Here is a 25,381-nt window from a genome sequence, read left to right as displayed (position 1 = left end):
GCCGGCGGTTCGGCCCCCGGTTTTCCGGCCGAGCCGCCACCGGCCTCGTCAGGCCCGTGGGTGCGCTCGGTCATGGATCGCCTTCAGCCGATCGACGGTCACGTGAGTGTAGAGCTGGGTCGTGGCAAGCGTAGCGTGACCGAGCAGTTCCTGAACGCTCCTGAGATCGGCACCTCCTTCCAGCAGATGGGTCGCGGCCGAGTGACGTAGTCCGTGTGGCCCCATGTCGAGTGCTCCGGGTACCGCAGCCACCGCTTCGTGCACCACGCGCCGCGCCGCACGCGGATCGAGCCGGCTGCCGCGAACCCCCAGGAAGAGCGCTTGTTCCGACTTCGGACCGGAGAGCTCCGGACGCCCCGCGTCGAGCCACGCGGTGAGCGCTTCGGCCGCCGGAACGCCGAACGGCACCGTCCGCTCCTTGTCCCCTTTCCCGATCACCGAGACGACACGCCGCCCGAAATCGACCGCGCCGACGTCCAGACCACACAGCTCCGACACCCGGATGCCACTCGCGTAGAGCAGTTCGACGAGCGCACGGTCACGCAGCGCAACCGGATCCCGCTGCTCGGCTCCCATCGCGGCCGCCTGCATCAGCTCGTCCGCCTGATCGGCCCGCAGCACGCCCGGCAACGTCCGGTGCGCCCGCGGTGCCGCGAGCCGGCCGCCCGGGTCCGCCTTCAGCGCCCCCTGGCGGTGAGCCCAGGCAGTGAACGTCCGCGCCGCCGCCGCCCGGCGTGCCAAGGTGGTCCGGCCGGCGCCGTCCGCGCGCTGCCCGGCGAGCCAGGCGCGCAGCAGTCCGAGGTCGAGATCCGCCAGCCCGCGGTTCTCGTCCTCCGCCGCGGTCAGGAACCCCAGCAGCGACACCACGTCGCCCACGTACGCCCGCACCGTGTGCGGCGACAGCCCGCGCTCCAGCGCCAGATGCCGTTCGTACTCGGCCACCAGCGCGCGCTCCGGGCCGGGCAACCCCTCGCGCACCGCCCGTAGATCCGGCCGCTGCGGACCTTTCCGGTGCCCCGAAGCGCGCGGGGCCGCGTCCCGGCGGGCGCTCGCTGACGACATGACGATCACGCTGCGCGAACCACCGCCCGAGGTCAAGCATCGCCACGCCGTTCTCCTCGGTGCCGCACGCACATTCCGGGCCAAGCGGGCTGTGCGTCGCGGCCGCGGTCGTTGCCGTCGACCGAGGTGCCGCGCGGGCGTCGGTGCAGTGGCACGCGGCGGGACGCCGTGTCCGGCACCGATCAAGGTCCTGCGGACCGGCGCGGATGCCGTGCCGCGTGCGGCCGAGCGCGGCGACATCCGGTGCGATCCGGCATCGCGTGGCCGGCGGCCACGCACGAAACTCGGAGCCGTTCACCGCGGACCGATCCGTGGCCGGACGGACTCGTCTTCCGCATGGGCACGGCGGCGAGCGCCGGTCACCGTGGTGCCGCGCGGACGATGCGGCGCCAGCCGGTGTCGCCGCGGACGGCGAAGCCGTCGATTTCCAGTTCGGGCAGCAGGGCGCGCACGCGGTCGACCGGGACGCCCGATTCGGTGGCGACCTGGTCGGCCGAGCGGCCGGCGCGGGGGACGAGTGCTTCGTAGACGCGGAGGGCTTCCGGGGCGAGGACGTCGGTGGGGCGGCGCGGGCGGGGGTTTTCCGGTTCGGGGGCGGGGCCGAACCGGCCGACGGTGTCGACGACCTCGTCGACGGAGGTGACCAGGGTGGCCTTGCAGTCGCGGATGAGGGCGTGGCAGCCGGCGGAGTTGGCGGATTGGACGGGGCCCGGCAGCGCCATCACGACTTTGCCGAGGGCGCCCGCGGTGGTGGCGGTGTTGCGCGCGCCGCTGCGGAGGCCGGCTTCGATGACGACGGTGCCGTCGGTGAGGCCGGCGATGAGGCGGTTGCGGACGAGGAAGCGGTGGCGCGCGGGCGGGGTGCCGGGGGCGTACTCGCTGACGACGGCGCCACCGTTGTCAGCGATGCGCTTGAGCAGGTCGACGTGGCCGGCCGGGTAGCCGATGTCGGCGGCGCAGCCCAGCACGGCGACCGTGACGCCGCCGGCGCCGAGGGCACCACGGTGGGCGGCACCGTCGATGCCCAGGGCGGCGCCGGAGAACACCGGGACGCCGCGGCTGGCGAGGCCGTGGGCGAGCTCGGCGGAGTGGTGTTTTCCGTAGTTGGTCGCGAGGCGCGCCCCGACGACGGCGACCGCTCGGTCGGCCGCCTTCGCCAGGTTGGCGTCGCCGCGGACCCAGAGGCCGAGCGGGGCGGCGACGTTCTCGACTCCACGGCCGGTCGCGACCGCCAGCGAGAGCAACGGCCACGCCGGCCACTCGTGGTCCTCGGGGACGACGAGGCGGGCTCGGGTTTTCGCCGCCGTCTCCAGGTCTTGCTCGGCCAGGTCGACTTCGCGCCGGGCGGCGGTTTCCCGGCGGACCTTGTCGGGGCAGTCGCCGCTGCGGACGCGGGCCGCGGCCTCGACGGGTCCGCGCTCCCCCACGAACGCGACCAACGCCGGCGCCGGAGGTTCGGCGACGCGCAGCAGGTAGGCGCGGGCGAGGCGTTCTTCGTCGGTGGCCACGGCGACGGGCTGTTCGGTGGGCAGGGCCGTCATGCCGCACCTCTCAGTCTCACGAGCAAAAGCCGGCGCGGCGCGAGGACGGCGCGCACGCCGGCGGGATCGCGTTCGGGCAGGTTGTGGGGATTCGAGACGAGACGCAGGTGGCGTTTCACAGCGGATTCCTTTCGGGGCTGGGTCATGCGGCGGTCCTTTCACGGAAGTCGAGAGCGGCGGCGACGTGGTCGGGGGTCGGGTGGGGCGTGGCGGACAGGTCGGCGAGCGTCCAGGCGATGCGAAGGCACCGGTCGGCGCCGCGGGCCGTGAGGAGGCCCCGGTCGAGGGCGCGGTCGAGCAAGGCCGTGGTGGCCGACGGCAACACGAACTCGCGGCGGAGGGCGGGGCCGGGGACGTCGGAGTTGGCGCGCCAGCCGTGTGTGCGCCAGCGGTGGGCCGCGCGGTCGCGGGCGGCCAGGACGCGGGCGCGGACCGTCTCGGACGATTCCGGCGCCGCGGACTGGTGGGCGGAGATGGCGGTCAGCGGCCGCAGGCGCACGCGGAGGTCGACGCGGTCCAGCAACGGTCCCGAGATCCGCCCGAGGTAGCGCCGGCGGACGACCGGCGAGCAGATGCAGTCGGTCTCACGCGGCGGCGCGCAGGGGCACGGGTTGGTGGCCAGGATGAGCTGGAAGCGGGCCGGGTAGCGGACGGAGCCCTTGGTGCGGGCGATGCGGACCTCGCCCTCTTCGAGGACGGTGCGCAGCGAGTCGAGGCGGTGGCCGCTGAACTCGCAGACCTCGTCCAGGAACAGCACGCCGCGGTGGGCCCGGCTAATGGCACCGGGCGTCGCGATGCCGCTGCCACCGCCGACGAGCGCCGCGACGGTGATCGAGTGGTGCGGCGCGACGAACGGCGGGACGGTGACGAGCGGCGACGCCTTGGACAGGGAGCCGTCGATGGAGTGGATCGCTGTGACCTGCAGTGATTCCTCTTGGGACAACGCCGGGAGCAAGCCGGGCAGGCGTTTGGCGAGCATCGTCTTGCCGACGCCCGGTGGGCCGGTGAGCAGCAGGTGGTGCCCGCCCGCGGCGGCAACCTCCAGTGCCCAGCGGGCTTCGGGCTGGCCGACCACGTCGGCCAGGTCTGGTACTTCCGGTGGTTCGGCTGCGACGGGTTCCGGACTCGACTCGAGTTCGCCTTCGCCCTTGAGCCACGCGACGAGATCGGCCAGGCGCGAGACGCCGGCGACTTCGAGACCGTCGACGAGCGCGGCTTCGAAGAGCGACTCCGACGGGACGACGGCTCGCTCGTAACCGGCGGCTCGGGCGGCCAGGAGCCCAGGGAGTACTCCTCGGACGGGGCGGATGCGGCCGTCGAGGGCCAGTTCGCCGAGGAGGATGGTGCGCAGCAGTTTCGTGGCCGGGACGGCTCCGTTCGCGGCAAGCACGGCGGCGGCGATGCCGAGGTCGTAGCCGGACCCGACCTTGGGGAGGTTGGCAGGCGAGAGGCCGAGCGTGACTTTGCCGTCGGGCCAGGGCTGGCCGGAGTTGCGGACGGCCGAGCGCACGCGGTCCTTCGCTTCTCTCAGCCCGGCGTCGGGCAGGCCGACGAGGGTCACCCGGCTCAGTCCGCCACCGAGGTCGGCCTCGATCTCGATCACGCGGCCTTCGATTCCCAAGAGCGCGACGCTCCAGGCTTTGGCGATGGGCATCAGGCCACCTCCGCAACGGTCGCGTGGGTCGCTTCGCCGATCTCGGCGTGGCGGCGTCGGGCATCGAGCAGCCCGGTGCAATGCACCTTCGGTGTGAGCAGCACACCGAAGGTGTGGGCCGCAGGGGCACGCCCGACACGGCGCGGCAACGCAATCCCGCAGGCTGCTTCGGCGGTCATAAAGCCGCTCCCGGCACCGCGGAGCGCCAAGGCTGGGGCGGTGTAGTTGCACCGCGGCAGCGCAACACGGGGCAGCTTCGCGAGGACACCGGATCGACGTGAGTCGCGAAGTTTGTCGAGGTGGGCTCGGTGCGGGTAGTGGGCAAACGCGATGGGCATCAGAAGGCTCCCGCGATGTGGTGGACCTGCGGGTGGGCCCCGGCGGGGGCGAAGACGGTCACGACGTCGTAGCGGGTGCGGCACCAGCCGACGCGGTGGGCGCGCAGCCAGCGTTGGGCGGCGCGGTGGATGCGGGTGATCTTCTCGGCCGTCACGGATTCCGCCGGGGAGCCGTAGGCGTTGGTGGCGCGGGTTTTGACCTCGCAGAAGACGACCTTGTCGCCGTCGGCCAGTACGAGGTCGAGTTCGCCTTCGCGGCAGAGCCAGTTGCGGCTGAGCACCACCAGGCCCGCGTTCTGCAGGTGCCGGGCCGCCAGGTCTTCGCCCCAGCGGCCGAACGCGCGGCGCCACTGAGCGCCCGGGTCCGGGCCGTCGTTCATCGCTCCCCCTCGGCCGCGCCGTCGCCGGGCCTTCGCCGGCTGTCACGGTGCGTGTGCGATCCACCGTCGCAGAGTGACGAGGGAGGGCGCCACCATCTCACAGCCAGGCTGTGGACAACTGGGGAGTTGTGGATAACCGAGGCAAACGGGGTGGAAGGCGGCGTGAAAATGTCAGTGCCGGGTGCTAGGAGCTGCGAACACAAAACGGCCACCCGGGCGAACCCGGGTGGCCGGTGAAACCGAGAGGGACCTCAGCCCGAGAAGGGGCCGTCCTCAGGGAGGCGCAGGTCGGGTTTGTCGAGTTCTTCCACGTTGACGTCCTTGAACGTGATGACGCGGACGTGCTTCACGAAGCGGGCGGGGCGGTACATGTCCCAGACCCACGCGTCCGACATGCGGACCTCGAAGTACACCTCGCCGCCGCCGTCGCGTACCTGTACGTCGACTGCGTTGGCCAGGTAGAACCGCCGCTCGGTCTCCACCACGTACGAGAACTGGCCGACGATGTCGCGGTACTCGCGGTACAGCGAGAGCTCCATCTCGGTCTCGTACTTCTCGAGATCCTCTGCGCTCATGAAATCCGCGCCCCTCCTCGCGTTCGTCTTGCTGCTCCGGCGGCGGAGCGTTCATTCTTACCCACCGAGCGGGCCAGGGCACGGACCGGCGCGCTCGGGTTTTCCCGAGAACCATTCTCCTCTGCGGCGGCTTCCGAAGCCGCGTTCTCCAGAGCAGCGTAGGTGAGCACGACCGGGTGCGGTGGGGTGAGTCCGTGTGCGAGCGCCGCGGTGGCCACATTCGTGTACGACCAGCGGTGCGCGGGGCTGGGGCCGTGCTCGGTGAGAGCCCGCAGGTGGTCGGCGGTGCTGTAGCCCTTGTGCACGTCGAAGCCGTAGTGCGGGAGCTCGTCGTGCAGGCCGGCCATGATGCGGTCGCGCGTCACCTTCGCGAGCACCGACGCGGCGGCGATGGCGGCGACGCTGCGGTCACCCTTGATGACCGCGACGTTGGGCGCCGGGATGCCCGGCACCGGGAAACCGTCGGTGAGCACATACCCGGGATGGTCGCGCAGAGCGGCGACCGCGCGCCGCATCCCCTCGAGGTTCATCACCCGGATGCCGAGCAGGTCGACCTGTTCGGACGGGATCACGATCACGGCGTAGTCGAGGGCGCGCTTGAGGACCAGGTCGTAGACGCGGTCGCGGGCCTTCGCGGTGAGCAGCTTCGAGTCGGTGAGCTCCGGCAGCCGCGCGCCGTCGCCGGGGCGCAGCACGCAGGAGGCCACCACGAGCGGGCCCGCGCACGCACCGGCGCCGGCCTCGTCCACCCCGACGACGGGGCCGAGGCCACGGCGTTCGAGAGCACCCTGCAGACCCCAGAACAGCTCGCCGCGCACGACGGCGCGCGGCGGCCGCAGGGGTTCGGCCGGGGTTCGGGGAGCGGGAACGGTCACAACTGCAATACCCGTCTGACGGACCTTCTCGGGCTGGGCACCCTAACGTCTCGCCTTGCGCAGGCCCGCCTTCACCCGCCGGCCGACGAACAGCGTGGGCACGGCGGCGGCGAACCCGACACCGAGCGGCAGGCCCTCCTGCCACGCCGGGGCACCGAGGGCCACCGGCTGGGCATCGGCCTGCGGATCGTGGTCCGTGACCCCGCCCCAGCGGCTCGGCGGGAAGACGATGATCCGGGCCTTGCCGATCACGTCGCTCACCGGCACGGCGCCGTTGGCACCGCCTCCGCCCTGGTACCGCGAGTCGGACGAGTTGTTGCGGTTGTCGCCCATCACCCACAGGGTGCCCTGCGGCACCTTGACCGGCGCGAACGACTCCTGCATCGCGTGGTCGGGATCTTCCCAGTGGATATACGGCTCGTCGAGCGCCTTGCCGTCGACGATCACGCGGTTCTGCGGATCGCAGCACTGCACGGTCTGGCCGCCGACGGCGATCACGCGCTTCACGAAGTCGCGCTCGTCCGGCGGGGCGAAGCCCACCAGCGAGCCGAGACCCCGGAGGCCGCGGACGATGATGTTGCTGGACTCCTGCGGCGCGATCTCATTCTCGGTCCACGCCGGCGGACCCTTGAACACGATCACGTCACCCGGCGAGGGATCCGTGAAGTCGTAGGTGACGCGGTCGACCAGAATCCGGTCGCCCGTGCAGCCGGGGCAGCCGTGAAGCGTGGCCTCCATGGACCCCGAGGGGATCATGAAGACCTTCGCCAGGAAGGCCTGGATCAGGATCGTGAGCACCAAGGCGATCGCGATCAGGATCGGCAGTTCCTTCCAGAACGACCGCTTCTTCTGAGGCTTGCCCCGCCGGTGGGAGCCCCGACGCTCTTCGGAACGAGAATCGTCCGAGCCGTCGGGGTCATCCTCAGCGGCGTTCTGGGGCACGGGATCGACCACGTCGCCAGGCTACCGGGTACCGCGTGGGCACTCAGGAAGCAGAGGTGGTCTCGCGGTTCTCGCGGCGCTCCTTGATCTTCGCCTTCTTGCCGCGCAGGTCGCGCAGGTAGTAGAGCTTCGCGCGCCGCACGTCGCCGCGCTTGAAGACCTCGACCTCGGCCAGGTTCGGCGAGTGCACCGGGAAGGTGCGCTCGACGCCCACGCCGAACGAAACCTTGCGCACGGTGAAGGTCTCGCGCACGCCGCCGCCCTGGCGGCGGATCACGACGCCCTGGAAGACCTGGTTGCGCTCGCGGTTGCCCTCGATGACGCGGACGTGGACCTTGAGCGTGTCGCCCGGGCGGAAGTCCGGGATGTCGGAACGCAGTGACTGCGCGTCCAGCGCGTCCAGGGTGTTCATCGGTGGTCCGTCCTCGTCGATTCGGTAGTGCTTGCGTACGTCTCCCCGGGCGCGCAGCAGTGCTACGGCCATACCCGGGAGCTGATGGCGGGCTCGTGAACGAGGCGGTCCACTCACGCCAACCTGTCGATTATGGCAGAGGCGCTGGTGTTCGCTTCGCACGGGGTCTAGCCGAGGTCCTCGCCGAGCCGGTCGAGTACCTCGTGATCTCGGCTGTTCAGACTACCCTCCGGCAACCGGGCCAGGAGATCCGGGCGCCGCAGCGCCGTGCGTTCCAGCGCCTGGTCGCGCCGCCAGCGCTCCACGAGAGCGTGGTTCCCGGAGCGCAGAACGTCGGGCACCGCCAGGTCGCGCCACACTTCCGGGCGGGTGTAGCTCGGGCCTTCGAGCAGCCCGTCGGAGAACGAGTCCTCGGCCGCCGACCGCGCGTTGCCGAGCACGCCCGGCAGCAGCCGGACCACGGCCTCCACGATCACCAGCACCGCGGCCTCGCCGCCGACCAGCACGTAATCGCCGATCGACACCTCGTCCACGGGCATGCGGCGCGCGGCGTCGTCGACCACACGCTGATCGATGCCCTCGTAGCGGCCGCACGCGAAGACGAGGTGCTTCTCCTCGGCGTACGCGTGGGCCAGCTCCTGCGTGAACGGCTTGCCCGCCGGCGTCGGGACCACGAGCCGGGTCTCCGGACGGCAGACCTCGTCGAGTGCCGGACCCCAGATCTGGGGCTTCATGACCATGCCCGGGCCGCCGCCGTACGGCGCGTCGTCGACCGCGCGGTGGACGTCGTGGGTCCAGTCGCGCAGGTCGTGCACGCCGATCTCGATGAGGCCGCGGTCGATCGCCCGGCCCAGCAGCGCCGCGCGCAGCGGGTCGAGGTACTCCGGGAAAATCGTGACGACGTCGATGCGCATCTAGGCCTCGTCCAGCAGGCCTTCGGGCGGGTCCAGCACCACGCGCCCGCCCGCGACGTCGACCGTCGGGACGATCGCGCGCACGAACGGCACGAGCACCTCGCGCCCGGCCACGTCGAGCTCCAGCAGCTCCCCCGCCGGCGAGTGGACGACCTCGACGACCTTGCCCACGACCGTGCCGTCGGCCAGCTCGGCGCTGAGGCCGGCCAGCTCGTGGTCGTAGAACTCGTCGGGATCGTCCGTCGGCGGCAGGGTGGCCGTGTCGGCGAGCAGCAACGCGCCGCGCAGGGTCTCCGCGACGTCGCGCGTGAGGACCTCCTCGAAACGCACCAGCAGCCGCCCGCTGTGCTCGCGGGCGGCTGCGATGGTGAGATCCCTCTTGCTGCCGTCACGCAGCTGCGTCGTGACGACCGCACCGACGGCGAACCGCTGTTCGGGCGAGTCCGTGCGCACGTCCACCGCGAGTTCCCCGCGGATGCCGTGCGCCTTGGCGATGCGACCGACTACGACGTCCATCCTGACCGTTTCCGAAAAGGCTCAGCGATCGGTGTCGACGACGTCCACACGGACGCCGCGGCCACCGATGCCGCCCATCACGGTGCGCAGAGCGGTCGCCGTGCGACCGCCCCGGCCGATCACCTTGCCGAGGTCGTCGGGGTGCACGTGCACCTCGAGCGTGCGGCCACGGCGAGTGGTCAGCAGCTCGACCCGGACCTCGTCCGGGTTGTCGACGATCCCGCGCACCAGGTGCTCGAGGGAGTCAGCGAGAAAACTCACTCGGACTTCTCGCCCTCAGCGGCTTCGGCCTTCTCGGCCTCGGCCTTCTTGGGAGCGGACTTCTTCTTCGGCGTGGTGGCCTCGGCGGAGGGCTCCTCGCCGGCGGCGGCCAGCGCCGCGTTGAACAGGTCCTGCTTGGACGGCTTCGGCTCGGCCACCTTCAGGGTGCCCTCGGCGCCCGGCAGGCCCTTGAACTTCTGCCAGTCGCCGGTGATCTCGAGGATGCGCTGGACCGGCTCGGTCGGCAGGGCGCCGACGCCCAGCCAGTACTGGGCGCGGTCGGTGTCGACCTCGATCAGGCTCGGCTCTTCCTTCGGGTGGTACTTGCCGATCGTCTCGATGGCCTTGCCGTCCCGGCGGGTGCGCGCGTCGGCGACGATGATGCGGTAGTACGGCGCACGGATCTTGCCGAGGCGCTGCAGCTTGATCTTGACGGCCACGGGTGTGGGTACTCCTCAGTGCTCTCTGGTGCAGGGTGGGCGCACGACGACCGCGTGGGGACACGATCACGGGCACCCGAAGGTCAGGAGCTCCCGAACGGTGAGAGGGTCCGGACGGAAGCGGGCAAGCGAACATTCTGCCAGATGGCTCGAAGTGCCTGCGCAGGGCCTCGGAACACGGGCCGGCCCGCACCTCAGAACGAGCTGACCCCGAGCGAGCCGAGCAGGATCGCGACCGAGGGCAGGAAGTTGTTCATCGAGTGCGCCACCACACTGCCGGGCAGCCGGCCCGTGGCCAAGCGCGCCAGGCCGATCGGCACGGCGATGACCAGCAGGAGCGTGGTCCGCAGCGGTTCGAGGTGGCTGGCCGCGAACACCGCCGTGGACAGCAGGAAAGCCGCCATGCGGCCCCACCGTTCGCTGCGCCACTGCAGCCGCTCGACCGCGCCCCAGAGCAGGCCGCGGTAGATGATCTCCTCGCAGATCGGCCCGAGCAGCCAGAGGTAGACGAACGTCACGATGGCCGCCGACACCGACATCTTCCGGTCGTCCACCAGCGCGCTGATCGCCGACGTCGCGTCGGCCGAGCCCACGATCTCGGTCCACACCCAGGCACTCAGCGACGTGAGCACCAGCCCGAGCAGGCCGAACTTGAACCCGATCTTCACGTCGGCCCAGCGCCACTCCAGACGCAGGTCCAGCTTGGGTCCGTTGCCGCGCACGACCGTGGCCAGCAGCGCGACACCGGCGGCGATCATCGCGGGCAGCATCGTGCCCAGCAGCACCGTGCGGATCGGCAGCGGCTGCCCGGCCGGCGGATCGCCCAGCAACGCGCTCACGAACGCGGCCGACGCGATGAGCACGGCCTCCACGAGCAGGAACGCCCCGAAGCCCCACCGGTGCGACGGAAACTCGCGCGGGGCGCTCACCAGATCCTCCGGACGGATCGGCGTGGCACCCGGAATCGGTTCCCGGGGCTGGGAAGTGGTCACGCCCGCCCTCCGGTGATCGCTCGGCTCACCGGTCGAGCCTAACCGCCGAGGAGACTTCGCACAGTACTCGGGCGATCACCGATGCGGGAGGAGTTTCAGCCGAAAACCGTGCCACGCAGGACGATGTGCGACGGGTGGCGCAGCACCGCGAGGTCTTCACGCGGGTCGGCCGGGTACACGATCAGGTCCGCCGGAGCGCCGTCTTCGATGCCGGGGTGGCCGAGCCACTCGCGGGCGGCCCAGGACGCGCTCGCCAGCGCCTGCTCGCGGGTCATGCCGGCGCGGTGCAGCGCTTCGACCTCGTCGGCGATGAGGCCGTGGGCGACCATGCCGCCGGCGTCGGTGCCGGCGAACACGCGCACGCCCGCCTCGACGGCCGAGGAGACCATGTCGGCGACGCCCGCGTGCAACGCCCGCATGTGCGCCGCGTACGTGGGGTACTTCGTGGCCTGGTCGGCGATGCCGGGGAAGTTCTCGATGTTGATCAGCGTCGGCACGAGCGCCACGTCACGGCGCGCCAGCTCGGCCAGCTGATCCGGGTTCAGCGCGGTGCCGTGCTCCAGGCAGTCGATGCCCGCGTTGATCAGTCCCGGCAGGGCGGCTTCGCCGAAGACGTGGGCGGTCACGCGGGCGCCGAGGTCGTGCGCGACGCCGACGGCCTCGGCCAGCACGTCGTCGGGCCACAGCGGCGCGAGGTCACCCTCGCCGCGGTCGATCCAGTCGCCGACGAGCTTGACCCAGCCATCGCCGTCGCGCGCTTGCTCCGCGACGGCCTCGGGCAGCAGCGCGACGTCGTCCAGCTCGATGGCGAAGCCGGGGATGTAGCGCTTCGGCAGGGCCAGGTGCCGGCCGCAGCGGATGATCGTCGGCAGGTCGGCGCGCGCCTGCAGCGGCCGCACGTCGAGCGGCAGGCCGCAGTCGCGGATCAGCAGCGTGCCCGCGTCGCGGTCGGTCGCCGCCTGCTCGGCCGCCTCCTCCACCGGCACCGCGCCGCGCGGGCCGAGGCCCGGGTGGCAGTGGGCGTCGACGAGGCCGGGCACCAGAAACCCGCCGGTCGCCAGCGTCTGGGCACCGGGGACGGGCTCGAACGAGATGCGCCCGTCGGTGATCCAGAGCTCACGCGTCGAGCCGTCGGGCAGGACGGTGCCGGAGACGTGCAGGGCGCTCAACGGCTCGGCGCTCAATTGTTCTTGGGGTTCTTCGGCAGCTTGAACTTCGTCGGGTCGAAGCCCGGCACGTCGTTCATGCCGCCGAGCTGCGACAGGTCGGGCATCCCGCCGCCGGTGGGCATGCCACCCGGGGGCAACATCGGCATGCCGCCGGGGAAGCCGCCGCGGACCTTGGGCTGCGTGGGGCCGCGCCCCTTGCCCTTCTTCCCCTTCTTGCCCTTACGCGTCTTGCTGCCGCCACCACCGCCGAAGCCGAAGCGCCCGGCCATCTGCGCCATCATCTTGCGGGCTTCGAAGAAGCGGTTGACCAGGTCGTTGACCTCGCGGACGGTGACGCCCGAACCGTTGGCGATGCGCAGCCGGCGCGAGCCGTTGATCAGCTTCGGGTCGTCGCGCTCGGCCGGGGTCATGCCGCGGATGATCGCCTGCAACTTGTCGAGGTGCTTGTCGTCGACCTGCGCCAGCTGGTCCTTCATCTGGCCCGCGCCCGGCAGCATGCCGAGCAGGTTGCCGATCGGGCCCATCTTGCGGACCGCGAGCATCTGCTCGAGGAAGTCCTCCAGCGTCAGCTGGCCGCTGGTCAGCTTCGCCGCGGCCTTCTCGGCCTGGTCCTGGTCGAAGTGCTGCTCGGCCTGCTCGATGAGGGTGAGCACGTCGCCCATCCCGAGGATGCGTGAGGCCATCCGGTCGGGGTGGAAGGTGTCGAAGTCCTCGAGCTTCTCGCCGTTGGACGCGAACAGGATCGGCTGGCCGGTGACCTCCCGAACCGACAGCGCGGCACCACCGCGGGCGTCGCCGTCGAGCTTCGTGAGCACCACACCGGTGAAGCCGACGCCGTCGCGGAACGCCTGGGCCGTGGTCACGGCGTCCTGGCCGATCATCGCGTCGACGACGAACAGGATCTCGTCGGGCTGCACGGCGTCGCGGATGTCCGCGGCCTGCTTCATCAGCTCTTCGTCGACGCCCAGGCGGCCCGCGGTGTCGACCACCACGATGTCGTGCTGCGCGTGCTTGGCCTCTTCGATGGCGCGGCGGGCGACGTCCACCGGGTCGCCGACGCCGTTGCCCGGCTCCGGCGCGAAGGTGACGACACCGGCGCGCTCGCCGACGACCTGCAGCTGCGTGACGGCGTTCGGACGCTGGAGGTCACAGGCCACCAGCATCGGCGCGTGGCCCTGCTTCTTCAGCCACATCGCGAGCTTGCCGGCGAGCGTCGTCTTACCGGCACCCTGCAGGCCCGCGAGCATGATCACCGACGGCGGGTTCTTCGCGAGGTTCAGCCGGCGTGTCTCGCCGCCGAGGATGCCCACGAGCTCCTCGTTGACGATCTTGATGACCTGCTGCGCCGGGTTGAGCGCCTGCGAGACCTCGGCGCCCTTCGCCCGGTCCTTGATCCGGGCGATGAACTCCTTGACCACCGGCAGCGCGACGTCGGCCTCCAGCAGCGCGATGCGGATCTCGCGCGCGGTGGCGTCGATGTCGGCGTCGGACAGCCGGCCCTTGCGAGACAGCGTCTGCAGGGCGGCGGTGAGCCGATCGGAGAGGGTGTCGAACACGGGTGTGCACGCTCCAGCTGGGTCGTCGTTCGCGTACCGGGCATCGCTGGGCGACCCCGGCAACCTCCCAGGGTAGCGGTCCGGGCCCGGCCGCCTCGCGGGTGCGCGAACCTTCGTCAGAAGGTTAGTACGCACATGCGTAATAATCTTGATCACCACTCCCTGTCAAAGCAAGAAAAACGCTCGACCTGACGCCGTGAATCCGTAAACATCTGCGTATGACTTCAGCAACGACACCGCGTCCGACGCTGGCCGAACCGGAGGCGGACACCGACGAGAAAGTGCCGTTCAGGCGCATCGCCGCGCTGTTCCGGCCGCATCGGGCGCGGATGGCCGGGCTGTTCGCGCTCCTGGTGGTGCAGGCGGGCCTCGGCGTCACCTCGCCGTTCCTGCTGCGGGCGATCCTCGACGACGCGCTCCCCCACCGCGACGCGCTGCTGGTGAGCGTGCTGGCACTCGGGATGATCGCCGCGGCGCTGGGCTCCGGCGCGCTCGGCGTGGCGACAACCGGCCTGTCGAACACGATCGGGCAGCGCGTGATGAACGAGCTGCGCGTGGCGGTCTACGGCCACCTGCAGCGCATGTCGCTCGGCTTCTTCACCCGCACCAAGACCGGCGAGATCCTGTCCCGGGTGTTCAACGACATCGGCGGCGTGGACAACGTGGTCACGACCACCGCGGCGTCGATCGTGCAGAACGGCACCACGGCGCTGGCGATCGCCGTGGCGATCCTGATCATGGACTGGCAGCTGGCCCTGCTGTCGCTCGTGGTCGTGCCGCTGTTCCTGCTGTTCACGCTGCGGCTGGGCGGCAAGCAGCGCAAGCTCGCCCGCGGCCGGACCCGGCGGATGGCGCGGCTGACGACGATCGTCGAGGAGTCCCTGTCGGTCACCGGCGTGCTGCTGGCCAAGACCATGGGCAACGAGCGGCAGATGCGCGAGCGGTTCGCCGAGGAGTCACGCGAGGTCGCGGCCCTGGAGCGCAGCGTGGCGCTGGCCGGGCGCTGGCAGCGGGCTTCGCGGACGATGAGCCTCACGATCATCCCGGCGCTCGTGTACTGGGTCGCCGGCCTGGAGCTGGCCGGCGGCTCGGCGCCGGTTTCGCTCGGCACGGTGGTGGCGTTCACGAGCATGCTCAACCGGCTGCTCGGGCCGGCCACGGCCATGCAGACGGTGAGCCAGAGCGTGGGGGCGGCGAAGGCGCTGTTCGGGCGGATCTTCGAGGTGCTCGACCTGCGCGTGGAGATCGGCGACCGGCCGGGAGCGCGGGAGCTGGTCGTGCGCGACGGCGCGGTGTCGATGCGGTCGGTGTCGTTCCGCTACGACGACGACGGACCGTGGACCCTGCGCGACATCGACCTCGACGTGGCGCCCGGGACGACCACGGCGCTGGTCGGCTCGACGGGCTCGGGCAAGACCACGCTCGCTTACCTCGTGGCTCGGCTGTACGAGGTGACGGACGGCCGCGTGGCCATCGACGGCACGGACGTGCGGGACGTCACGCTCGCGTCGCTGGCCGCGGGGGTCGGGTTCGTGTCGCAGGAGACGTACCTCTTCCACGCGTCGGTGCGGGAGAACCTGCGCTTCGCCAAGCCGGACGCCACCGACGCGGAGATCGAGGAGGCCGCGAAGGCCGCGCACATCCACGACACGCTCGCGAAGCTGCCCGAGGGCTACGACACCGTGGTGGGCCAGCGTGGTTACCGGTTCTCCGGCGGGGAGAAGCAGCGGATGGCGATCGCGCGGATCCTACTGCGCAACCCGCCCGTGCTGATCCTCGACGAGGCCACGAGCGCGCTCGACAACCGAACCGAGCGCTCCGTGCAGGCGGAGCTCGACCGGCTCGCCGCGGGCCGCACCACGCTGACCATCGCACACCGGCTGTCCACTGTGGAGAACGCGGACCAGATCGTGGTGCTCGACGCCGGCCGGATCGTGGAGCGCGGCACGCACGCGGAACTGCTGGCACTCGACGGCCGGTACGCGCGGCTCGTGCGCGGGGAAACCGCCTAATGTGGCGGTATGCAGACCGACGCCGACACCCGCCGTGCCGACGAGCTGGCCGAGCTGGCCCGTCACGTCCGGGAGGGAGTCGGGCGGCTCAACTGGCGCATGCGCTCGGAGGCGGACTCGCCGTCGCCGGGCCCGACGGTGCTGGCCGTGCTGTCGCGGCTCTACCGGGCGGGCACGCACTCGCCGAGCGAGCTGGCCGAGGCCGAGCGCATGCATCCGCAGTCGCTGACCCGCGTGCTGGCTTCGTTGACGGCGCGGGGGTTGATCACGCGGACGGCGGACCCGTCGGACGGGCGCCGATCCCTGCTCGACATCACGCACGCCGGGCGCGTGGTGCTGCGCGAGTACTCGAACTCGCGTGAGCAGTGGCTGGCGGCGGCGATGGAGCGCGCACTGAGCCCGACGGAGCAGCAGCTGTTGCGCATGGCCGCGGACCTGATGGTGCGGATGGCGGATTCCTGAACTCCCTCAGGGGTTCCGGGACGCGGCCGCTCCCCACGGCCGGCCCCGGAACCTTGGCGGAAGGGCTCACCTCCCCGGGAGCCTTCCGCCGCGTGCACGCCAGGCTGGTACCCCGTCCCCCGCTCGCCAGACCCCCAGTACCGGGCGAACGCGTTCCGCCTTGCGTTGGGGAGAAGTCTGCCGGGGCACGGACGGGCGGGGCAGTGTGAAGACCCCCAACCGGAGTTGCGTAGAACTACTCAAGCCGCGGTTGTTCGCCGGGTTCGGCTCGGGAACGGGCGCTCGCGGCCTTCCCGGGCGGCGGCGCGGGCCGTGGCCACCACGGTCCTCCGGCGGAGGGGTTTCGGCAACCCCGTGACGCCTCCGGCCTGTTCGCGTCCGGTGTCCTCGACGCGACGGCTACAGGCGGGTGTCGGGCCCCGCGGACTCGCTCACGCATTCGAACGACGGCTCGGCCTCGGCCAGCGCTTCCGCCGAACAGCCCACCGCGCACGCCGCGGCCTGGAGCACCTCGGTGACCACCTCGACGTCCACGGACGGCGCGGCCGCCAGGGCTCCGTTGCGCACATCCACACGCCCCGCGAGGCCGGCCAGCGCGTGCGCGAGCGCGTGCTGCCCCGCGACGAGCTGGGTGACGACCTCGGTGAGCTCGCCCAACGTCGCCGCTTCGCCGTCCGTGCGCAACGAACCGGCCAGCTCCTCCGCACACGACCTCAGGTGCGCCGCGACCACGGTGGGCGGCAACGAAAGCCTCGGCAGGTTCTGCTCGGACCCCAGCACCTCACACCCCGCCCTCCGCACCGCCGCTCCGGACCCGCGCCATATTGCCACCGGGGCAGGGGTTTGCTGGTGCGACACCCCGATCGTGTGATGGGTGGGGTGGGTGATTGGGCTGGTCACGTTGGTTGGGTGGGTTGGGGTGGGGTGTTTGCGGGTGGGACAGGTTGGGGGGCTTTGGTGTTTCGGTTTAGGTGCGGGGCCTCGCGGGGCGTGTTGCGGTCTGGGTGCACCCCGAAGCTGGATTGTGTTGACGGCCGGTGAGCTGTTGTCAAGGCGGGAAAGCGTGCCTTGACAACAGCTCGCCGGCCGCAAAAAGGCTTCGGATCGGGGTGCCGGGGAGGGGCTGGGTGCAGGTTCCGCTCGGCGGGTGGGCGGCGGTTGGTGAGGTGGCGCGGCCTGGGTGCAGGGTTGGGTCGCGTGGGTGGGTGGCGGTTGGTGAGGTGGCGCGGCCTGGGTGGGTGGTGAGTTGGGTGGGCGCGTGGCGGTGGGGCGGTGGGGTGGTGGGGGTGCGGCGTGTGGGTGGGGGTGTTTACGGGTTGGGGTAGTCGGGGGCTGGGGCGAGCGTTTCGAACCGCTTGGCGAGGGTGGTGAAGTCGGGTTCGCTGAGGCCGGTGCGGGGATCGGGGCGGTGCAGCAGGGCGGCGCCCGGGTGGTGTGCGGGTACCCATGCGCGGTCCGCGGCCAAGATTTCGTCGTCGACCCAGGCGAAGGGGCGGCCGGCGGCGAAGGTCACCAAAGGCCGGGTTTTCCAGTGCAGGCCGTGGGTGTCGGGCTGGGCCGGCTCGTCGATGAGGGGAAGCGCCGGCAGGCCGAGGCGTGGGGCGATGACGTCGTTGGCGTCGGTGAACCAGGTTGTGGCCCAGACGAGGTCGCACGGCAGCGCGGAGAGGCGCGCGCCGTGGGCGGGGTCGAGGCGTGCCAGGAGCGGGTGCTCGGAGGGGCCGGGCAGCGGCGGGTAGAGCGGGTAGTTCGAGGCGCCGAACGGCATGAGGGGGCCGTCGACGTCGAGGAAGAGGAGGGGGCGGGCCACGGAAAACCGTAGCCCGCCCGGGTGGTCACGAAGCGGCGGTCAGCACGGCCTCCTCGACTGTGGCGCGCCAAGGTGAGTCGACGCGGCCGGTGGACGGGCTGACGGCGAAGGAGTCCACGACGGCGCCGCCGAGGGTGGTGGCTTTGGCCCAGTGCACGGAGGCGCCCGAGCGGCTCAGTGCGCGGGCGACGCGGAAGAGCAGGCCGATGCGGTCGGTGGCGCGCAGTTCGAGCACCACGGTGTTGGGGCCGCTGGTTTCGTCGTCGAACCAGAGGACCTTGGGCGCCACCGCGGCCGACGCCGTGGTGGCGTAGTCGCGTTCCTTGGCGGCCAGGCGTTGGGTCAGGGGCAGGGTGCCGGCGACGGCGCGGGAGAACTGCTCCCGCAACAGCGCCGAGTCGGGCAGGGAGCCGAACTTGGGTGAGGCGGTGAAGACGCCGACGCGGTCGCGCAGGACGGCGGCGTGGACTTCCAGCGAGTTGAGCGCCAGGACACCCGCGGCGGGTGCGAGGAGCTCGGCGCGCGACGGGACGGCGAGGGTGACCGTGACGACCTTGCCGTGGGCGGTGATGCGGACCTCGCCGATCCCCGACCGGACGGCTTCGGCCATGAGCTCCCGTTGAGAACTGTCGAGGGGATCCGGCGCGGTGAAACCCTTGCCGTGGAGGGCTTCTTCCCCTGCCGCGACCAAGTCGGCGAGCAACCTCGCTTTCCAGTCGGTCCAGACGCCCGGGCCGGTGGCCAGGGAGTCGGCGCGGGTCAGGGCGTGGAGCAGATCCAGCAGTACGACGTCGCCGTCCAGGGTTTTGACCACGCGGGACACGGTGGCGGGGTCGGCGATGTCGCGGCGGGTGGCCGTGTGGGGAAGCAACAGGTGGTGGCGGACCATGGCGGCCACCGTTTGCACGTCGACGGAAGGCAGTCCGAGACGGGCGGCCACCTGGGCGGCGATGTCGGCGCCCAGCTCGGAGTGGTCGGCGTCGCGGCCTTTGCCGATGTCGTGCAGCAGCGCGCCGATCAGCAGGAGGTCGGGGCGCGCGACGGTGGTGGTCAGGCGGGCCGCCTCGACGCACGCCTGCACGAGGTGCCGGTCCACCGTCCACTGGTGCACGGGCGAACGCGGCGGCAGGTCGCGCACCGCGCCCCATTCCGGGAACAGCCGGGCCCACAAGCCGGTGCGATCCAGCGCCTCGACCGCGTCGACCAGGCCCTCCCCCGCGCCGAGGAGCTCCACCAGAGCGTTGCGCGCCTCGTCCGGCCACGGCGCGCGCAGCTCGGGTGCGGAGTCCGCCAGCGTGCGCAACGTGCCGTGTGCGATGGGTTTGCCCGTGCGCGCCGAAGCAGCGGCGACGCGCAACAGCAGAGCCGGGTCCTTCGCGGGTACGGCGTCGCGGGCCAAGGACACCTCGTCGCCGTGGAGCACGACGCCCTCGGCCAACGGGGTGCGCGAAGGCCGACGGCCGAACCGCGGCCGGGAAGGCTCCACAGTGGACCGCAGAGCGACGTCCACCGCGTAGGAGATCGTCCGCCCCGCCCCGGAAAGCTTGCGTGCCAAGACGAACCGGTCGGCGAGCCCGAGCTCCGAAGCCACGACCTCGGCTTCGGGAGCGCTCAGGATGTCCCGCTCACGGCGAAGCTCCCGGCGCAGCTCCGTGCGCACGTCGAGCAGCAACGCCTTGGCCGCCAGCAGCTCCTCGCCCGGACGCGCGGTGAGCTGCGCCAGCGCCAGCGCCTCCAGCACCGCGAAATCCCGCAGTCCCCCGCGGCCGTGCTTGAGATCCGGTTCCGCCGACTGCGCGATCTCGCCACTGCGCCGCCACCGGGTGCGCACCGAGTCGGCCAGCTCGTCGAGCCGCTTGCGGGCCGTGCGGCGCCACTGGTCGCGCGCGGCGGACGCGAGCCGTTCGGTCAGCTCGGCGTCACCCGCGAGGTGGCGGGCGTCCAGCAAGCCGAGTTGTGTCCGCAGGTCCTCCGACGCGACCTTCAGCGCTTCACCCGGCGTACGCACCGAGTGGTCGAGCCCGAGTTTCGCGTCCCACAGCGGATACCACAACGCGTCGGCGAGCTCGCCGACGCGTGGGTTCCCGTTGTGCACCAGTACCAGGTCCAGATCCGAGAACGGCACCAGCTCGCGCCGCCCCAGGCCGCCGACGGCGACCAGCGCGACACCGGGATCAGCGGTGTCCACGCCGGCCGCCGTGGCGCCCTTCGCGAGCCAGAATTCGTACAGGTCCACCAAGGCCGCCCGCAGCGCGGCCGGGCCGTGGCGGCCGGTGAGCAGCTGTTCTCGAGCCCGGACCAGTTCACCCCCGTGAGTGCTCACCTAGAGCGCGTCCGCTCCGCGCTCGCCGGTGCGCACCCTGATCACGGTCTCGACCGGCGTCACCCACAGCTTGCCGTCGCCGATCTTGCCCGTGTGCGCGGCGGTGGTGATGGCGTCGAGGACCTTTTCGACGTTGGCGTCGTCGGTCACGACCTCGATCTTCAGCTTCGCCACGAAGTCCACGGAGTACTCGGCGCCGCGGTAGACCTCGGTGTGGCCCTTCTGCCGGCCGTAGCCCTGGACCTCGCTCACGGTCATGCCGAGCACGCCCAGCTGCTCCAGCGAGGAGCGGATGTCGTCGAGTGTGAACGGCTTGACGATCGCGGTGATGAGCTTCATGCCTTGGTCTCCTCGAACTTCGCAGGGGCGATGGCGGACTTGACCGGGATCGTGGTCGGCTGGCCGATCCCGCCGCCCATGCCGGTGAAGTCGTAGGCGCTCTCCGCGTGCTGCGCCTCGTCGATGCCGCTCACTTCATCCTCGGTGCTGACGCGGAAGCCGCCCGCCTTCTTGATGATGAACCCGATGATGAAGGAAAGGATGAACGAGTACGCGAGCACCGCGCCCGCCGCGGCCGCCTGGCGACCCAGCTGGGTGAAGCCACCGCCGTAGAAGAGCCCGTCGGCGCCGAGCGAGTTGACGCTCGTGGTGCCGAAGAAGCCGATGAGCAGCGTGCCCACGATGCCGCCGACGAGGTGGACGCCCACGACGTCGAGCGAGTCGTCGAACCCGAAGCGGTACTTCAGCGACACGGCCAGCGCACACAGCACACCGGCGATCACGCCGATCGCGATCGAGCCGAGCGGGCTCACGAACCCGCACGCCGGGGTGATCGCGACCAGACCCGCGACGGCACCGGAAGCGGCACCGAGGGTGGTCGGCTTGCCGAACTTCAGCTGCTCGACCAGCAGCCAGCCGAGCACGGCGGCCGCCGTGGCCACGGTCGTGTTGGTGAACGCGACGGCCGCGAGGTCGTTGGCGGCCAGCGAGGAACCGGCGTTGAAGCCGTACCAGCCGAACCACAGCAGCGAGGCGCCCAGCAGCACGAACGGCACGTTGTGCGGCCGTCCGGTGTCCTTCGGGAAGCCCTTGCGCTTGCCCAGCACGATCGCGAGGGCCAGACCCGCCGCGCCGGCGTTGATGTGGACCGCGGTACCACCGGCGAAGTCGAGCGCCTTCAGGTTGTTGGCGATCCAGCCGCCGACCGAGTTCTCACCGAGGAAACCGTTGAACGAGAACACCCAGTGCGCCACCGGGAAGTACACGACGGACACCCAGATGACCACGAACAGCGTCCAGCCCCAGAATTTCGCGCGATCCGCGATCGCACCGGAGATCAGCGCCGGCGTGATGATCGCGAACATCAGCTGGAACATGCAGAAAGCCAGCAACGGCAAGGCGTCCGGGCCCGGCCACGGCACGGCCGGCGCGGAGTCCGTGGCCGCCGCGGCGAAGCCGACCAGCTTGCCGAAGGTGTCCGACAGCCCGGCGAGGTCGAAGTTGCCGACCAGGCCGCCGAAAGCGTCGTTGCCGAAGGACATGGAGAAGCCGAAGAGAACCCAAAGCACCCCCACCACGGCCAGCGCGATGAAGTTCATCATCAGCATGTTCAAAACGCTCTTCGCGCGGACCATGCCGCCGTAGAAGAACGCCAGTCCCGGTGTCATGAGCATGACCAGCGCGGCGCCGGCCAGCACCCACGCGGTGTCTCCTGCGTTCAGCACAATTGTCCTCCCGTGCCCTGGGTAGATGACCCGGAAGTCTTGGTTCCGGGTGTTTCGCGGGGCGGCACCGAAGGTTTCACGGGCGTGAACTCATCCGTCGCGGTTGTTACGGGGAGGTTTCCCGCCACGCGGGGTGGGGTGTCCGATTGCGAAACGTCATGGTCGAATAGCCGCATGACCTCGGCCGGACCCGGAAATGACCCACTGCCACGACGGGTCGTGGAAGCACTCCGGTGTTCGGTGTGCCTTGCCCCGGTCGGGTTAGCGGGCCGCACGGTGCGTTGCGAAGACGGTCACTCGTTCGACTTGGCGCGCCAGGGTTACGTCAACCTGTTGCACGCACGCATCCCGGCCGGCACCGCCGACACCGTGCCGATGGTCCAGGCGCGTGCGGACCTCCTGAATTCGGGCGCGTACGCACCCCTCGCCGACGAGCTCGCCCGCGTCGCCGCGCCCGCCGCCACCGGCCTCGTGATCGACGCGGGTGCCGGCCCCGGTTACTACCTCGCGCGCGTGCTCGACGCCGCGCCCGAGGCGACCGGGCTCGCGCTCGACGTGTCCGCGGTCGCGCTGCGCCGGGCCGCCCGCGCGCACGAGCGGCTCGGCGCCGTGGTGTGGAACCTGTGGGAGCCGTGGCCCGTCGGCGACGGCGTGGCTTCCGTGGTGCTCGACGTGTTCTCCCCGCGCAACCCCGCCGAGTTCCACCGCGTGCTCGAGCCCGGCGGCGTGCTCGTGGTGGCCGCGCCGCTGCCCGGGCACCTCGCCGAGCTGGGCGACCTCGTGCTGTCCGTGGACGAGCGCAAAGAAGAACGCCTCGAAAACTCGCTGGGCGACCGCTTCACGCGCGTGTCGCGAGTGGACGTGGTCCGCACAGCACCGTTCACCGCGCGCCAGGTGCACGATGTGGTCGCCATGGGTCCCGCCGGTTTCCACCTCGACCGCGACGGCCGCCGGGAGCGTCTCGAAGCCGCCGAAGGTCGCGACGTGACGCTCGCGGTGGGGGTGAGCGTGTGGCGGAGGCAGCCGTGACGCCGGCCGCGCTGCTGGCCGACGCGACCTGGGTGCGGGCCCGCATCGGCGGCGCCGCGAAGCTGTACGGCTGCGCGGCGCCCGAGGTGATCGGCACGATCTGGTGGTACTCGCTCTCGTCCGTGCTCGTCGCGCCGACGATGGAGTCGCTCGCCTCCGGCGGTGCGGTGCTGGACCCGTCGCTGGACGCCGTGGAGCTCGACATCGTGCCCGACGGGCGGTTCCTCGGCTCCCGTTCGACGCGGGCGCTGAGCGGGCCGCTCGGCCCGGCACTCGGCGCGGCGCTGGGCACGGCCATCACCACCGTCGCCGAGGTCACCGGTGCCCGGGCGCGAGCGCTGGGCGCCATCGCGACCGACTCGATCGCCAACCGCCTGCTGTGGGCTTCCGCGCCGCAGCTCGCGGCCGACGTCGTGGCGTCCACCGGCCTCGGCCTGCCCGCGCCGCGATACGTCGCCGTCGGCCGGGCACAAGCGGTGAGACGGGCCTCGTGCTGCCTGATCTACGAGGTAGGCAACCCGAAGTGCGTCAGCTGCCCGCGGCAGAGGCCCGAGGAGCGCGACGCCCGGCTGCGCGCGGCCCTCGGTGGCTAGGACTCACACCCCGACCTGGCGCCACAGCGAGCACTGCGACTGCGTCTGCGGGTCGATCGGCCCGACCCCTGGTCCGGTGCGAACCGCTGCACGCGGGCGCCGTCGGAGAACCTCGGCCACGAGGGCAGGCCTGCGCCGTTGGGGTCGCCGGTGCGCGCGAAGTTCGTGCAGTAGCCGATCATCGTGCGCGACAGCTGCTGCTGGGCCGCGGTGCCCTGTGCTGCCCAGAACAGGTAGCCCATCTCCAGGCCGTGCGCCGCGCCGAGCGGGAAGCCCCGCGGGACGGCGTAACCCGGGATCGGCGGCGCGTTCTCGTCGGCGAAGAAGTACGTGTACACCGGCCGCCCGGCTGAGGCGAGGGCTGGGGCGTCGTCCGCGGTCGGGCAGCCCCAGCCGTCGTCCGTGGTGGCCGCGGCCACCACGGACAGCGTCGCCGCGAACGGCCCGGTGCCCCGCACGGGGCAGGCGGCGGCGATCTTCGCCGCGGAGGCCGCGCCGCAGGTGTCCGCGAGCAGGCCCTCGTACATCGCCTGGTCGAATTTTCCGCCGCCGGCCGCCGTGGCCGCGACGTAGAGGCGCAGCTCGTCGCGGTTGGTGCCGAACAGCACGGGGATCGGCAGCGTGCGGCCCTCGCGCATCGACGTTTCCGGCGAGCCGGGCCGCACGGACGTGCCGTACGGCGTCGCGGTGAACACCTCGGGGTACCCGCCGTCGAGCCACTGCTTCACCGGCACGCGGCGCAGGCAGCCGAGCACGTCCGGGGCCTTGTCGCAGCCGAGCTTCGCGGCTGCCGCGGTGCCGGCGGCCTGCGCGTCCTGCAGCGGGGTGAACAGCGTGTGGCGGCCCGGCCCCGGGGCCAGGGCGTTCTTCACGAAGTAGGCCGAGCACGAGCTGCTCTCCATGATCGCGCGCTCGATCAGCCCCTTGGCCTGCGGCGCGGACAGCAGCGCGCAGGTCGCGAACGCGCCCGACGATTCGCCGAACATCGTGACGTTGCCCGGGTCGCCCCCGAACGCGCTCCACCCAGCGCAGCGCTTCGAGCTGGTCCTGCGGGCCGAAACTCGCGTTGTCGCCCAGCTGCGGCAGCGCGAAGTCGCCCATCGCGCCGATCCGGTAGTTCACCGTCACGACCACGACGCCGTGCTGGTCGACGAGGCGCGCGGGGTCGTAGCCGGCGCCCGCGCCGGTGCCGTCGCCCCCGTGCAGCCACACCATCACCGGCCGCGAGGTGCCGGACTTCGCGGGCGTGGTGACGTTGAGGTAGCGGCAGTCCTCGTCGACGCTCGGCCGGCCATCGGGCGAGGCCGCCTGCGGACAGCGGTTGCCCGGCTTGCCCGCGGCCCGGGTGCCCCGCCGCGGCCGCGGCGGCCGGGGCGAGGCCCAGCGCAGCGCGCCCACCGGCGACTGCGCGTACGGCACGCCCTGGAACTGGTGCACCGCGCCGTTTTCCGTGCCCTTCAAGGTGCCCGAGGCGGTGTGCGCCTCCAACCCGCTGTCCTGCGACCAGGCAGTGCTCCCGCCCGCCGAGCACCCCGCGGCCAGCGGCGCCGCCGCCACGGTGGTCAGCACCTTGCGCACGTCCGGCCTCCCCGGCCGAAGATCACCACGAACGGTAGGCGGCTCGTCACCGTCCGGCATCACCAGGAAGAACGACCCGGGGTCCGACCGAGGCACGAGCTCTCGGCGGAGCTGCCCGGCTTCGACGTCCGCACCGTCGGCCTGCCCAGCGCCGCCTCCGCGGCGGCGGGCCTGCACGCGGACGCGGAGGTCCTGCTCGCCGCGGTCGCGGCGATTCCCGGCC

25 protein-coding genes and 1 pseudogene are annotated in these 25,381 nt (G+C 71.7%); 4 read left to right on the top strand and 22 right to left on the bottom strand.

Features of this window, described 5'->3' with window-relative positions:
- Nucleotides 1–48 precede the first annotated feature (48 nt).
- The 16 genes from AB0K15_RS34310 to ffh form a co-directional block, all read right to left on the bottom strand.
- A complete protein-coding gene (locus AB0K15_RS34310; RefSeq protein ID WP_364060314.1) occupies nt 49–945 on the bottom strand; it encodes a tyrosine recombinase XerC in 897 nt (298 codons plus the stop codon).
- 476 nt (nt 946–1,421) lie between these two features.
- A complete protein-coding gene (dprA, locus tag AB0K15_RS34305) occupies nt 1,422–2,603 on the bottom strand; it encodes a DNA-processing protein DprA (RefSeq protein WP_364060041.1) in 1,182 nt (393 codons plus the stop codon).
- 142 nt (nt 2,604–2,745) lie between these two features.
- Entirely contained in the window at nt 2,746–4,257 is a 1,512-nt protein-coding gene (locus AB0K15_RS34300; protein ID WP_364060038.1) for a YifB family Mg chelatase-like AAA ATPase, read from the bottom strand.
- On the bottom strand, nt 4,257–4,436 hold the full coding sequence (locus tag AB0K15_RS34295; protein ID WP_364060035.1) for a hypothetical protein: 180 nt from the start codon (nt 4,434–4,436) through the stop codon (nt 4,257–4,259). Before AB0K15_RS34295 ends, AB0K15_RS34300 begins: the two co-directional genes overlap by 1 nt.
- 158 nt (nt 4,437–4,594) lie before the next feature.
- Nucleotides 4,595–4,975, bottom strand: coding sequence for a YraN family protein (locus tag AB0K15_RS34290; RefSeq protein ID WP_364060032.1), 381 nt, complete (start codon nt 4,973–4,975; stop codon nt 4,595–4,597).
- Nucleotides 4,976–5,226: 251 nt separating this feature from the next.
- Entirely contained in the window at nt 5,227–5,550 is a 324-nt protein-coding gene (locus AB0K15_RS34285; RefSeq protein ID WP_003096226.1) for a DUF2469 domain-containing protein, read from the bottom strand.
- Nucleotides 5,547–6,425 (bottom strand): ribonuclease HII, encoded by an 879-nt coding sequence (locus AB0K15_RS34280; RefSeq protein WP_364060029.1) that lies wholly within the window; start codon nt 6,423–6,425, stop codon nt 5,547–5,549. Before AB0K15_RS34280 ends, AB0K15_RS34285 begins: the two co-directional genes overlap by 4 nt.
- Before the next feature lie 42 nt (nt 6,426–6,467).
- Nucleotides 6,468–7,379: a signal peptidase I gene (lepB, locus tag AB0K15_RS34275; RefSeq protein ID WP_364060026.1), complete on the bottom strand. Its 912-nt coding sequence runs from the start codon at nt 7,377–7,379 to the stop codon at nt 6,468–6,470.
- 31 nt (nt 7,380–7,410) lie between these two features.
- Nucleotides 7,411–7,779, bottom strand: coding sequence for a 50S ribosomal protein L19 (rplS, locus tag AB0K15_RS34270; protein WP_360599997.1), 369 nt, complete (start codon nt 7,777–7,779; stop codon nt 7,411–7,413).
- 167 nt (nt 7,780–7,946) lie between these two features.
- Nucleotides 7,947–8,693: a tRNA (guanosine(37)-N1)-methyltransferase TrmD gene (gene trmD / locus AB0K15_RS34265; RefSeq protein WP_364060023.1), complete on the bottom strand. Its 747-nt coding sequence runs from the start codon at nt 8,691–8,693 to the stop codon at nt 7,947–7,949.
- Nucleotides 8,694–9,209 carry a ribosome maturation factor RimM gene (gene rimM, locus AB0K15_RS34260; protein ID WP_364060020.1) on the bottom strand — a complete coding sequence of 172 codons (516 nt, stop codon included), beginning with the start codon at nt 9,207–9,209 and terminating at the stop codon, nt 8,694–8,696.
- Nucleotides 9,210–9,230: 21 nt separating this feature from the next.
- A complete protein-coding gene (locus tag AB0K15_RS34255) occupies nt 9,231–9,470 on the bottom strand; it encodes an RNA-binding protein (RefSeq protein WP_003103110.1) in 240 nt (79 codons plus the stop codon).
- Nucleotides 9,467–9,910 (bottom strand): 30S ribosomal protein S16, encoded by a 444-nt coding sequence (rpsP, locus tag AB0K15_RS34250; RefSeq protein WP_220237800.1) that lies wholly within the window; start codon nt 9,908–9,910, stop codon nt 9,467–9,469. Before rpsP ends, AB0K15_RS34255 begins: the two co-directional genes overlap by 4 nt.
- 194 nt (nt 9,911–10,104) lie before the next feature.
- Nucleotides 10,105–10,902, bottom strand: a complete 798-nt coding sequence (locus AB0K15_RS34245) for a type II CAAX endopeptidase family protein (protein WP_364060017.1) — start codon at nt 10,900–10,902, stop codon at nt 10,105–10,107.
- Nucleotides 10,903–10,997: 95 nt separating this feature from the next.
- Nucleotides 10,998–12,071, bottom strand: a complete 1,074-nt coding sequence (locus AB0K15_RS34240) for an amidohydrolase family protein (RefSeq protein ID WP_364060311.1) — start codon at nt 12,069–12,071, stop codon at nt 10,998–11,000.
- A gap of 11 nt (nt 12,072–12,082) precedes the next feature.
- Nucleotides 12,083–13,627 (bottom strand): signal recognition particle protein, encoded by a 1,545-nt coding sequence (ffh, locus tag AB0K15_RS34235; protein ID WP_364060014.1) that lies wholly within the window; start codon nt 13,625–13,627, stop codon nt 12,083–12,085.
- A 218-nt stretch (nt 13,628–13,845) separates the two neighbouring features.
- On the opposite strand from ffh, the gene AB0K15_RS34230 reads away from it, so the two are divergent.
- Both AB0K15_RS34230 and AB0K15_RS34225 read left to right on the top strand, forming a co-directional pair.
- On the top strand, nt 13,846–15,639 hold the full coding sequence (locus AB0K15_RS34230) for an ABC transporter ATP-binding protein (RefSeq protein WP_364060011.1): 1,794 nt from the start codon (nt 13,846–13,848) through the stop codon (nt 15,637–15,639).
- A 9-nt stretch (nt 15,640–15,648) separates the two neighbouring features.
- The gene (locus AB0K15_RS34225) at nt 15,649–16,101 is read left to right on the top strand and encodes a MarR family transcriptional regulator (RefSeq protein WP_364060008.1); all 453 of its coding nucleotides are present in this window, start codon (nt 15,649–15,651) and stop codon (nt 16,099–16,101) included.
- A gap of 399 nt (nt 16,102–16,500) precedes the next feature.
- Here AB0K15_RS34225 and AB0K15_RS34220 read toward each other — a convergent pair whose 3' ends face one another.
- From AB0K15_RS34220 to AB0K15_RS34200, 5 genes are all read right to left on the bottom strand, one after another.
- The gene (locus tag AB0K15_RS34220; protein WP_364060005.1) at nt 16,501–16,881 is read right to left on the bottom strand and encodes a hypothetical protein; all 381 of its coding nucleotides are present in this window, start codon (nt 16,879–16,881) and stop codon (nt 16,501–16,503) included.
- A gap of 529 nt (nt 16,882–17,410) precedes the next feature.
- Nucleotides 17,411–17,911, bottom strand: coding sequence for an HAD domain-containing protein (locus tag AB0K15_RS34215; RefSeq protein WP_364060002.1), 501 nt, complete (start codon nt 17,909–17,911; stop codon nt 17,411–17,413).
- A gap of 25 nt (nt 17,912–17,936) precedes the next feature.
- A complete protein-coding gene (locus AB0K15_RS34210) occupies nt 17,937–20,234 on the bottom strand; it encodes a [protein-PII] uridylyltransferase (protein WP_364059999.1) in 2,298 nt (765 codons plus the stop codon).
- On the bottom strand, nt 20,235–20,573 hold the full coding sequence (locus tag AB0K15_RS34205; protein WP_285969503.1) for a P-II family nitrogen regulator: 339 nt from the start codon (nt 20,571–20,573) through the stop codon (nt 20,235–20,237).
- A complete protein-coding gene (locus AB0K15_RS34200) occupies nt 20,570–21,958 on the bottom strand; it encodes an ammonium transporter (protein WP_364059996.1) in 1,389 nt (462 codons plus the stop codon). Before AB0K15_RS34200 ends, AB0K15_RS34205 begins: the two co-directional genes overlap by 4 nt.
- A gap of 174 nt (nt 21,959–22,132) precedes the next feature.
- Between AB0K15_RS34200 and AB0K15_RS34195 the strand changes: the two genes are divergently transcribed.
- The gene (locus AB0K15_RS34195; protein WP_364059993.1) at nt 22,133–22,987 is read left to right on the top strand and encodes a putative RNA methyltransferase; all 855 of its coding nucleotides are present in this window, start codon (nt 22,133–22,135) and stop codon (nt 22,985–22,987) included.
- Nucleotides 22,969–23,580: a (2Fe-2S)-binding protein gene (locus tag AB0K15_RS34190; protein ID WP_364059990.1), complete on the top strand. Its 612-nt coding sequence runs from the start codon at nt 22,969–22,971 to the stop codon at nt 23,578–23,580. The genes AB0K15_RS34195 and AB0K15_RS34190 overlap by 19 nt, the downstream gene beginning before the upstream one ends.
- Here the strand turns inward: AB0K15_RS34190 and AB0K15_RS34185 are convergent.
- Nucleotides 23,577–25,218: pseudogene (locus AB0K15_RS34185) on the bottom strand (carboxylesterase family protein). The gene AB0K15_RS34190 and the pseudogene AB0K15_RS34185 sit on opposite strands and share 4 nt — an antisense overlap.
- Nucleotides 25,219–25,381: the final 163 nt, after the last annotated feature.

The organism is Amycolatopsis sp. NPDC049253 (assembly GCF_040678995.1).
In the GTDB taxonomy this organism is placed as follows: Bacteria; Actinomycetota; Actinomycetes; order Mycobacteriales; family Pseudonocardiaceae; genus Amycolatopsis.
The sequence above is the reverse complement of the archived record's forward strand: the minus strand, read 5'-3'. Positions and strand labels throughout refer to the sequence as shown.